9 protein-coding genes and 1 pseudogene are annotated in these 9,321 nt (G+C 68.8%); 8 read left to right on the top strand and 2 right to left on the bottom strand.

Annotation, left to right across the window (positions count from 1 at the left end):
* Positions 1-16 precede the first annotated feature (16 nt).
* Positions 17-667 carry a S1 family peptidase gene (locus WA944_RS18020; protein ID WP_526608607.1) on the top strand — a complete coding sequence of 217 codons (651 nt, stop codon included), beginning with the start codon at positions 17-19 and terminating at the stop codon, positions 665-667.
* Positions 668-669: 2 nt separating this feature from the next.
* On the opposite strand, the gene acs is transcribed toward WA944_RS18020, so the two are convergent.
* The gene (gene acs, locus WA944_RS18025; protein WP_526372487.1) at positions 670-2,634 is read right to left on the bottom strand and encodes an acetate--CoA ligase; all 1,965 of its coding nucleotides are present in this window, start codon (positions 2,632-2,634) and stop codon (positions 670-672) included.
* 146 nt (positions 2,635-2,780) lie between these two features.
* Here acs and WA944_RS18030 point away from each other — a divergent pair, with 146 nt between their 5' ends.
* Entirely contained in the window at positions 2,781-3,551 is a 771-nt protein-coding gene (locus tag WA944_RS18030) for a Fic family protein (protein WP_526608605.1), read from the top strand.
* 438 nt (positions 3,552-3,989) lie between these two features.
* On the opposite strand, the gene WA944_RS18035 is transcribed toward WA944_RS18030, so the two are convergent.
* A complete protein-coding gene (locus tag WA944_RS18035; protein ID WP_526608609.1) occupies positions 3,990-4,880 on the bottom strand; it encodes an HAD-IB family hydrolase in 891 nt (296 codons plus the stop codon).
* Positions 4,881-5,266: 386 nt separating this feature from the next.
* Here WA944_RS18035 and ssd point away from each other — a divergent pair, with 386 nt between their 5' ends.
* The 6 genes and pseudogenes from ssd to WA944_RS18065 form a co-directional block, all read left to right on the top strand.
* Positions 5,267-6,364: a septum site-determining protein Ssd gene (ssd, locus tag WA944_RS18040; RefSeq protein WP_526609525.1), complete on the top strand. Its 1,098-nt coding sequence runs from the start codon at positions 5,267-5,269 to the stop codon at positions 6,362-6,364.
* On the top strand, positions 6,361-7,539 hold the full coding sequence (locus WA944_RS18045) for a TadA family conjugal transfer-associated ATPase (protein WP_526647202.1): 1,179 nt from the start codon (positions 6,361-6,363) through the stop codon (positions 7,537-7,539). Before ssd ends, WA944_RS18045 begins: the two co-directional genes overlap by 4 nt.
* Complete coding sequence (locus WA944_RS18050; protein WP_526609693.1) at positions 7,536-8,321, top strand: type II secretion system F family protein; 786 nt, start codon at positions 7,536-7,538, stop codon at positions 8,319-8,321. Before WA944_RS18045 ends, WA944_RS18050 begins: the two co-directional genes overlap by 4 nt.
* Positions 8,318-8,890, top strand: a complete 573-nt coding sequence (locus WA944_RS18055) for a type II secretion system F family protein (RefSeq protein ID WP_526374745.1) — start codon at positions 8,318-8,320, stop codon at positions 8,888-8,890. Before WA944_RS18050 ends, WA944_RS18055 begins: the two co-directional genes overlap by 4 nt.
* 22 nt (positions 8,891-8,912) lie before the next feature.
* Positions 8,913-9,116, top strand: a complete 204-nt coding sequence (locus WA944_RS18060) for a DUF4244 domain-containing protein (protein ID WP_163886488.1) — start codon at positions 8,913-8,915, stop codon at positions 9,114-9,116.
* Between the two features lie 26 nt (positions 9,117-9,142).
* A pseudogene (locus tag WA944_RS18065) lies at positions 9,143-9,321 on the top strand (TadE family type IV pilus minor pilin); the annotation flags it as partial.

Consider the following 9,321-nt stretch of genomic DNA (forward strand, 5'->3'; position numbering starts at 1 on the left):
CGTGGCGCTGGGTGCCATGCTCATGTCCGGGATCGTCGCCCCCGCCCACGCCGACTCGCCGGTGACGCTCGGGGGTGGCTCCGGACTCGTCGTCAATGGCGAGACGTTGTGCACCCTGACCGCGATCGGAACCGACAATCGCGGCAGCCTGATCGGGTTCACCTCGGCGCACTGCGGCGGACCGGGCGCAGTGGTGGCCGCCGAAGGGGACGAGAGCGCGGGCGTCGTCGGCACGATGGTCGCGGGCAACGACGGCCTGGACTACGCGGTGATCGAGTTCGACCGGGCCAAGGTCATCCCGACCAGTTCGGTCAACGGGTTCCGCATCGACGGACTCGGGCCGGATCCCACGTTCGGCGACGTGGCCTGCAAGCTCGGCCGCACCACCGGCTATTCGTGTGGGGTCACCTGGGGGCCGGGTGAGGAGCCCGGCACGATCGTCAACCAGGTCTGCGGGCAGCCCGGCGACTCCGGGGCGCCGGTCACCGTCAACAACAGGCTCGTCGGGATGATTCACGGGGCGTTCTCCGAGGAGCTGCCGACCTGCGTGATCAAGTTCATCCCGCTGCACACCCCGGCGGTCACGATGTCGTTCAACACCCAACTCGCCGACATCACCGCCAAAGGACGGCCAGGCAGCGGTTTTGTGCCGGTGGGGGCGGCCTGAGGCTACTTGCTCTCCCTGATCGCCTCGAACACGCTGGGATCGACCAGTGTCGAGGTGTCGCCGAGCTCGCGGCCTTCGGCCACGTCACGCAACAATCGGCGCATGATCTTGCCGCTTCGGGTCTTGGGCAACTCCGGTACCACGTGGATCTCGCGGGGCTTGGCGATCGGAGAGATCTCCTTGGCCACCTCGGAGCGCAGTTCGTCCACCATCTGTTCGTGTGACATCTCGGCGTGGTGTGACTTGAGGATGACGAAGGCGCAGATCGCCTGACCGGTGTGCTCGTCGGTGGCGCCGACGACGGCCGCCTCGGCCACCCCGGAGTGTCCGACGAGCGCCGACTCCACCTCGGCAGTGGAGATCCGGTGGCCGGAGATGTTCATCACGTCGTCGATGCGGCCCAGCACCCAGATCTCGCCGTCGCTGCCGTACCGGGCGCCGTCACCCGCGAAGTACCAGCCCTGCTCGGCGAACCGCGACCAGTAGGTCTCCTTGAACCGCTCGGGATCGCCCCAGATGCCGCGCAGCATCGCCGGCCACGGCTTGTCGAGCACCAGGTAGCCGGTGACGTGTTCGCCGTGGTCGGGGCTGGGCTCGAGATCCTTGCCGTCGTCGTCGACGATCTTGGCCGAGATCCCGGGCAGCGGGCGCATCGCCGATCCCGGCTTGCAGTCGGTCACCCCGGGCAGCGGTGAGATCATCGCCGCTCCGGTCTCGGTCTGCCACCAGGTGTCCACGACCGGCGTCTTGTCGCTGCCGAACACCAGGCGGTACCACCGCCATGCCTCGGGGTTGATCGGCTCACCCACCGAGCCCAGCAGCCGGACGCTGGACAGATCGTGTTCGAAAGCGAGCTCGCGACCCCATTTCATGAACGTGCGAACCACCGTGGGCGCGGTGTAATAGATTGTCACACCGTATTTTTCGATGACCTGGAAGTGGCGGTGCTCGTCGGGTGAGGCCGGCGTGCCCTCGTACACGACCTGCGTGACGCCATTGGCCAGCGGTCCATACACGATGTAGGTGTGTCCGGTGACCCAGCCGATGTCGGCGGTGCACCAGTACACGTCGGAGTGCGGTTTGACGTCGAAGACGTTGTAGACGGTGTACGCCGCCTGCGTCAGATAGCCGCCCGAGGTGTGCATGATGCCCTTGGGCTTGCCGGTGGTTCCCGAGGTGTACAGCAGGAACAGCGGATGCTCGGAGTCGAATGCCTCCGGCTCGTGGTCGGTGGAGGCCTTCGGGACGGTCTCGTCCCACCACAGGTCGCGGCCCTCGGTCCACGGCACGTCGATTCCGGTGCGGCGCACCACCAGTACGTGCTCGACGGGGCTGTTGTCACCGAGGCCCTCGATCGCCTCGTCGACCCCGGCCTTCAGCGGGGCCGCCTTGCCGCGACGGAACTGACCGTCGCTGGTGATCACCAGCTTGGCCTCGGCGTCCTCGATCCGGGCCTTCAGCGCCGAGGCGGAGAATCCGGCGAACACCACCGAGTGCATCGCGCCGAGCCGCGCGCAGGCCAGCATCGCGATGATGGCCTCGGGCACCATCGGCATGTAGATGGCGACCCGGTCACCGGAGCGCAAGCCGTGTTCGGCGAGCGTGTTGGCCGCTTGGCACACTTCGTCTTTGAGCTGGGAGTAGGTGATGTCGCGGGCGTCGCCGACCGGTTCACCCTCCCAGTGGATCGCGACCCGGTCACCGTTGCCGGCCTCGACATGACGGTCGACGCAGTTGTAGGCGACGTTGAGCTTGCCGCCGACGAACCATTTCGCGAAGGGCGCCTCGGACCAGTCGAGCACCTCGTCGAACGGGGTGTCCCAGCTCAGCTTGTTGGCCTGGTCGGCCCAGAATGCCAACCGGTCGGCCTCCGCCGCGTCGTACAACGCCGCTGTCGCGTTGGCGTTCTCGGCGAACTCGGGGGCCGGGGGGTACGAAGGCTGGACTTCGGCGTGCGTCTCGGTCATGACTGTGAGGGTAGTCACCGAAGGTTGCATCAGCGTTGGCAACTCACAAGTACGGCTGTAGACGGCGCCTGCCGTGCGATGAACGTGATCGCTGGCGGGTCCAGTGGTCGACTAGTGTGTGCGGGCGTGACCGGTGGTGAGCGCAGATGACGGCCGACGGCGGGGCGGCCGGCGACCTCCTGGCGCCGTTGTCCCGGCTTCCCGGCGTCGTCCAGGCCGGCGACGAGGCGCGCGAGGCGCTCGGTAGGGCTCACCGACATCGGACCAATCTACGCGGCTGGCCGAAATCGGCAGCCGAGGCGTCGTTGCGGGCGGCCAGGGCGTCGTCGGTGCTCGACGGCGGACCGCTGCAGTTCGCCACCGCAGCGGCGGACGCCGGCAGTGACCCGGTGCTCGCCGGCGCGTTGCGGGTGGCCGAGGCGCTCGAAGGCGGTGAAGGCGCGCTGGTGGGGGTGTGGCGGCGGGCGCCGCTGCAGGCCATCGCCAAGCTGCATGCGCTCGCGGCGACGGATCTGGTCGAGGCGGACCACCTCGGACGGCCGCGCGCCGAAGCCGACATCGGCCGGCGACTCGAGTTGCTCGCCGATGTCATGACCAGCGCCACCCGGGTGCCCGCCACGGTGCTGGCGGCCGTCGGACACGGGGAACTGCTCACCCTGCGCCCGTTCGGCACCGCCGACGGCGTGGTGGCCCGCGCGGTGTCGAGGCTGGTGACGATCGCCAGCGGGCTCGACCCGCACGGCCTCGGGGTGCCCGAGGTGCACTGGATGCGCCGCTCGGGCGACTATCAGGCAGCTGCGCGGGGTTTCGCGTCGGGAACCGCGGAGGGACTGACGGCGTGGCTGGTGCTCAGCAGCGAGGCACTGCATGCCGGCGCCCGCGAGGCGTTGTCCATCGCGCAGTCGGCCTCGGGCTGACGCGGGGGATTCGGGGGGCCCAGCAAAACGAGGCGGGCGGCGCCCGAAGTAATTCGAAAGTACTTCGGTTCGCCGCCCGCGAGCACGAATTCCGGTTACCAAGCGTGCTTGTCTGGGTTGCGTGGGTTGGCCTCGGCGTTCTTACGAAGCGCTACGATTGCAACCCCACCCAAAAGGCTGTCGTGGTCGTCCGTTTTCCGTAATTCCGCAGGCCCGCAACGCTGTTACCTATTTCGCGGTATGTGCTCCGCGTGGGTTCCGGGACCCGTGCTGGGGAGCTGGGATCGGGAGATAGAGCCTTCTCTTCCGGCTCGACCTTGGCCTCACCCGGCTTCCGTGCTTCCTTTGTACTACGTGACCTCAGTCACAGCAAGGGCTAAAGGGTCGCGATCCCGGATCGTTACGACAGCGCACTGGCTAATGCGTGGTCAGGCTGCCTCAGAACGCGAATCTGCGCAGCAGCGTGTAGGTCAGCGCGCCGGCGGCCAGGGCGCTGACCCCGACGGCAGCCGTCGTGGCCACCGCCGCTCCAGACGGGGCGGGGATGCGGACGCGTAGCGACACCGGCTTGGTGAAGGTCTGCACGGGCCACTCGCGCGCGACCGCTTCCTTGCGCAATGCCCGGTCCGGATTGACCACCGTCGGATGACCGACGGCTTCGAGCATCGGCAGGTCGGTGATCGAGTCCGAGTAGGCGTAGCAATGTTCGAGTGCGTAACCTTCGCGGGCGGCGAGGGCGCGAATGGCCTCGACCTTGCCCTCGCCGTAGCAGTAGAACGCGATGTCGCCGGTGTACTTGCCGTCCTGGACGACCATCCGGGTCGCCATCGCGTGGGTGGCGCCCAGGGCGCGGGCGATCGGCGCCACGATCTCCTCGCCCGATGCCGAGACGACGACCACGTCGCGACCGCAGAGTTTGTGGTCGGCGATGAGTTCGGCCGCTTCGGCGAAGACCAGCGGATCCACGATGTCGTGCAGGGTCTCGCCGACGATCGACTTGATCTGTTCGACGTCCCATCCGGTGCACATGGTGGTGATGTAGGAGCGCATCCGGTCCATCTGGTCATGATCGGCACCGGACATCAGGAATAGGAATTGCGCGTACGACGACTTCAGCACGGCCCGCCGATTTATTAGCCCCTGGCTGAAGAAGGGTTTGCTGAAAGCCAAAGTGCTGGATTTTGCGATTATGGTTTTGTCCAGATCGAAGAACGCCGCGGTGCGAATGGGGCGGTCCGATGAGGCCGGCTTCCCGGGGGGTGGGCCCACCCCTGTCGCCGGGTCGGATGAGGTCACAACGTCAGCATAGAGGGGCCTGGTGTGACAGATCGTGCCAGATTGTACAAACTGGCAGTTCACGACACGAGTCTCGGACTGTTATTTTTCCTGGCCTTGGCCGACATCGCCGGGTTTCGGCACTTGCGCTGGTGCGCTCTTGCGTGTGTATAGTGGGCACGACTCGGCTTATGCCGGGTGTGTCTCAGCCCGACCCCCCGGGGCTGAGACACGACGACCTCCGCCTCCTCCCCCCCCTGGCGGGGGTCGTCCCTTTTGTGGGGTGTTTTCGCAAAGCGGACAGGTCCCCAAATCTGAAAAGGTTGCGGAATACCGTTTTCGGTGTGTTGTCGGCGGGTCCGCCGTCCACAAAACGGCGTTGATCCACAGATCTCGGCCGTGCTCTTTCGGAGAACTCGACCGCATTCGACGCTGGGTTCATGACGACAGCAGCGGGGATCCTGGCCGTGCTCGACGACCGGTCTCTCGACGCCGACATCGACCGCATCGTCGCAGCTGCGGGCCTGCGTGTGGTGCGTGCCGACGATCCCTCGAGTCTGCGCGTGTGGACCGGTGCCGCGGCGATCCTGCTGGATATCGGTGCCGCCCGGCGCTGCGTGCAACGGGGCCTGCCACGTCGCGCGCGAGTGCTGCTGGTCAGTCGCTCAGAACCGGGTCAGGCCGAATGGGAGGCGGCCGTTGCTGTTGGTGCGCAACAAATTGTGATGTTGCCCACACAGGAGCGGGACCTGATGGCGTCGTTGTCCGACGCCGCAGAAGCTTCGGGTCAGAGCGGGATCCGCGGGCCGGTGGTAGCCGTTCTGGCAGGTCGCGGGGGTGCCGGGGCGTCGGTCTTCGCCACCGCGCTGGCGCAGGCGGCGGCCGAATCGCTGCTTGTGGACGGTGATCCGTGGGGCGGCGGACTGGATCTGGTGCTCGGTAACGAGGCAGAACCCGGCTTGCGATGGCCCGATCTGTCACTGGCCGGCGGTCGCCTGAGCTATCCGGCCCTGCGTGACGCGCTGCCGAGGCGGCGCGGGGTCAGTGTGTTGTCGGGAAGTCGGGTGTTGTCTGAGGACGCTGCCAGCAACCACATCGGCTCTTCGGCTTTGGCCGCGGTGATCGACGCCGGCAGCAGGGCGGGGGTACCGGTCGTCTGCGATGTCGCCCGCCAACCGACGGTCACTGCGGAGACGGCGCTGGCCGCTGCGGACCTCGTGGTGTTGATCACCACAGCGGATGTGCGCTCGTGTGCCGCCGCCGCTGCCACCGCCCGATGGGCATCGGTAGGCAACCCGAACACCGGGGTGGTGGTGCGCGGGCCGTCGCCCGGCGGCCTCCGGTCAGTCGATGTCGCAAGGATCGTGGGGTTCCCCGTGCTGGCCTCGATGCGACCGGAACCCGGTCTGGCACCTCGACTGGAACGCGGCGGGCTGGTGCTTCGACGCCGATCACCACTCGCCGCGGCGGTCCGCGCGGTTCTCGGAATCCTCAGCCATAACCCGCATCTGGCGCATCCGACGGAATCCGCGGCATGAACACGCCGCTGGTCGATCGGGTCCGCGAGAGGCTCGCCGCCGAGCGGGCACCACTGCGGCCCAGCGTCGTGGCTGCCGCCATCCGGGCCGAGTCCGGTGGTGTGCTCGGCGACACCGAGGTGCTCAGCAGCCTGCGTGAGTTGCAGACCGAGCTGGTCGGTGCGGGGATCCTGGAACCGCTGTTGTGTGCCCCCGGGACCACCGACGTACTCGTGACATCCCCCGATGCTGTCTGGGTCGACGATGGCGGGGGCTTGCGACAAACCTCGGTGCGATTCGCTGACGAGACCGCCGTGCGCCGGTTGGCGCAGCGGCTGGCGCTGACCGCAGGCCGCCGCCTCGACGACGCCCAACCCTGGGTGGACGGCCAGATCGATCATCTGGACCCCGCCCGTCCCGGCGAGCTGCTCAGGATCCGGTTGCACGCGGTGCTGCCGCCGGTCTCCGCCGCGGGTACCTGCCTGTCGCTGCGGGTGCTGCGGCCCGCCAGTCAGGACCTCGACGCGCTCGCCGGCGTGGGAGCCGTCGCCGCCGAGGCAGCCGAACTCCTGCGGGGCATCATCGACGCCCGGCTGGCGTTCGTGGTCTCCGGGGGAACCGGTGCGGGCAAGACCACGCTGCTGGCTGCAATGCTGGGCGCCGTCGCCACCGACGAGCGCATCGTGTGCGTGGAAGACGGCGCCGAGCTCGCGCCCCGGCACCCTCATCTGGTGAAGCTCGTCGCCCGCTGCGCCAACGTCGAGGGCGTCGGCGAGGTGACGATCCGTGACCTGGTCAAACAGGCGCTGAGGATGCGTCCGGACCGCATCGTCATCGGAGAGGTACGCGGCGCCGAGGTCGTCGACCTGCTCGCAGCGCTGAACACCGGCCACGACGGCGGTGCCGGCACGGTGCACGCGAACAACCCGGCCGAGGTGCCCGCCCGCTTCGAGGCGCTCGCCGCGCTCGGCGGCCTCGACCGGGCCGCGCTGCACAGCCAGCTCGCGGCGGCGATCCAGGTGATCCTGCACGTGGCGCGCGATCAGACGGGACGCCGCCACCTCAGCGAGGTGGGGATATTGCAGCAGGCCGACGACGGCCGGGTGACGGTACTGCCCTGCTGGAGCGCTGAGACCGGCTTCGGTTGCGGCGCCCAGGCACTGGACCATCTGATCCGCGTGCGGGGCCGGACGTGACCGGCGCCGCCCTTGCCCTGGCGCTGGCCGTGATGGTTGCCCCGGTTTCGTCGTGGCGGCGTGCCCGAGCGTTGACGCCGACGGTGTCGAGCCGCCGGCGGCTTCCCCTGGTGCCGTGCGCGGTGGCCGGGTGGGCGGCATTGCTGCTGCTGATCCCGTGGACTGCCGTTCTCGCGGCCGGCCTGCTGGGCGCCACCCTGCTCGCCCGGCGACGCGTCACCCGCGCCAGGCGGACGCGCACACAGGAAGAGTCCGCGCTGCAGGCCGCCCTCGACGTCCTGGTGGGGGAGTTACGTATCGGTGCGCATCCGGTCGCCGCGATGAGTGTCGCGGCCGGCGAGTCACACGGCCGCGTCGCCCGGTCTCTGAGCTCGGTTGCCGCGCGGGCCGCGCTGGGAGCCGATGTGGCCGCGGGGTTGCGGGCCGAGGCGCTCCGCTCGGCATCACCCGGCCACTGGGAACGGTTGGCGGTGTGCTGGGAGCTCGCCCAGTCCCATGGGTTGGCGATCGCCACCCTGATGCAGACCGCGCAGCGTGACATCACCGAACGCGCACGCTTCGTGGGTCGGGTGGAAGCCGGCATGGCCGGTGCCCGCGCCACCGCGGCGATCCTCGCGGGGCTGCCGGTCCTCGGCGTGCTGTTGGGGCAGTCGATCGGGGCCGAGCCGGTGCGGTTCCTGCTCTCGGGAGGGGCGGGCGGCTGGTTGCTGATGATCGGTAGCGGGTTGGTCTGCTGTGGTCTGCTCTGGTCGGACCGAATAACCGCGAGCGTGAGCAGATGACCTGGGCTGCAGTCCTTCTCGCGACGGCGCTGCTGTTGTCTCCCGGGGCTCCCGGCGTCCGGCTGCGGATCGGTCTGCATCACGACGAGATTGGTCGCAACGAGGTGCGCCGTGGCGACGCGCTCGCCACGGCGTCCAGCCTGGATGTCCTTGCGGCGTGTCTGCGCTCCGGGATGGCGGTGTCGAGCGCGGCGGCGGGGGTCGCCGAGTCCGCTCCCGCGGCCCTCGCGGTGCTGCTGAGGCGGGCCGCCGATCTGCTGGCCCTGGGAGCAGACCCTGCAGTGGCGTGGGCGAGTCCGACAGGGCCGGTGGACAAACATGCCGAGGCGTTCCTGAGGATGGCGCGCAGGTCCGCGGCATCGGGTGTCGCGCTGGCACAGGGTACCGAGGACCTTGCCGCCGCACTGCGCGGTGACGCCGCTGACAGCGCCGGGGCAAAGGCCGAGCGCGCCTCGGTGATGATCGCGGCGCCGCTGGGGCTGTGCTATCTGCCGGCCTTCCTGTGTCTGGGCATCGTGCCCGTCGTCGCCGGATTGGCCGGCGAAGTCCTGCAATCGGGAGTGTTGTGACCAGAGATGAAGGAGACAATCCATGACCAGAGAACGCTTTCGGGACCTGCGTGCCCGCCTGATCGTGCTGGCCGTCGACGACGACGGCATGTCCACCGTCGAGTATGCCATCGGTACGATCGCCGCGGCCGCGTTCGGGGCCATTCTCTATACCGTCGTCACCGGGGACTCGATCGTCGGTGCCCTGACCAACATCATCAGCCGGGCGTTGAACACCAGCGTCTAGGTGGTGAATCTGGAACCGCCACTGCCGAGGCCGCTTTCGCGATACTCGCACTGGTGGCGATCCTGGTCGTCTGCCTGGCCGGCCTCAATGCGGTGTCCATGCAGGTGCGTTGCGTGGATGCTGCCCGGGAGGCGGCACGTCTGGCCGCGCGCGGCGACGACGCAGCGGCTGACCGGGCGGCCCGCCAGGTCGCGCCACCGGGAGC

It is taken from the genome of Mycobacterium sp. (assembly GCF_049683355.1).
Lineage (GTDB): Bacteria > Actinomycetota > Actinomycetes > Mycobacteriales > Mycobacteriaceae > Mycobacterium.

Excerpts from the sequence above, each read along its gene's own strand:
- WA944_RS18055 (WP_526374745.1), top strand. The coding sequence starts at position 8,318 with ATGACCTGGGCTGCAGTCCTTCTCGCGACGGCGCTGCTGTTGTCTCCC.
- WA944_RS18030 (WP_526608605.1), top strand. The coding sequence starts at position 2,781 with ATGACGGCCGACGGCGGGGCGGCCGGCGACCTCCTGGCGCCGTTGTCC.
- acs (WP_526372487.1), bottom strand. The coding sequence starts at position 2,634 with ATGACCGAGACGCACGCCGAAGTCCAGCCTTCGTACCCCCCGGCCCCC.
- WA944_RS18045 (WP_526647202.1), top strand. The coding sequence starts at position 6,361 with ATGAACACGCCGCTGGTCGATCGGGTCCGCGAGAGGCTCGCCGCCGAG.
- WA944_RS18060 (WP_163886488.1), top strand. The coding sequence starts at position 8,913 with ATGACCAGAGAACGCTTTCGGGACCTGCGTGCCCGCCTGATCGTGCTG.
- ssd (WP_526609525.1), top strand. The coding sequence starts at position 5,267 with ATGACGACAGCAGCGGGGATCCTGGCCGTGCTCGACGACCGGTCTCTC.
- WA944_RS18020 (WP_526608607.1), top strand. The coding sequence starts at position 17 with ATGCTCATGTCCGGGATCGTCGCCCCCGCCCACGCCGACTCGCCGGTG.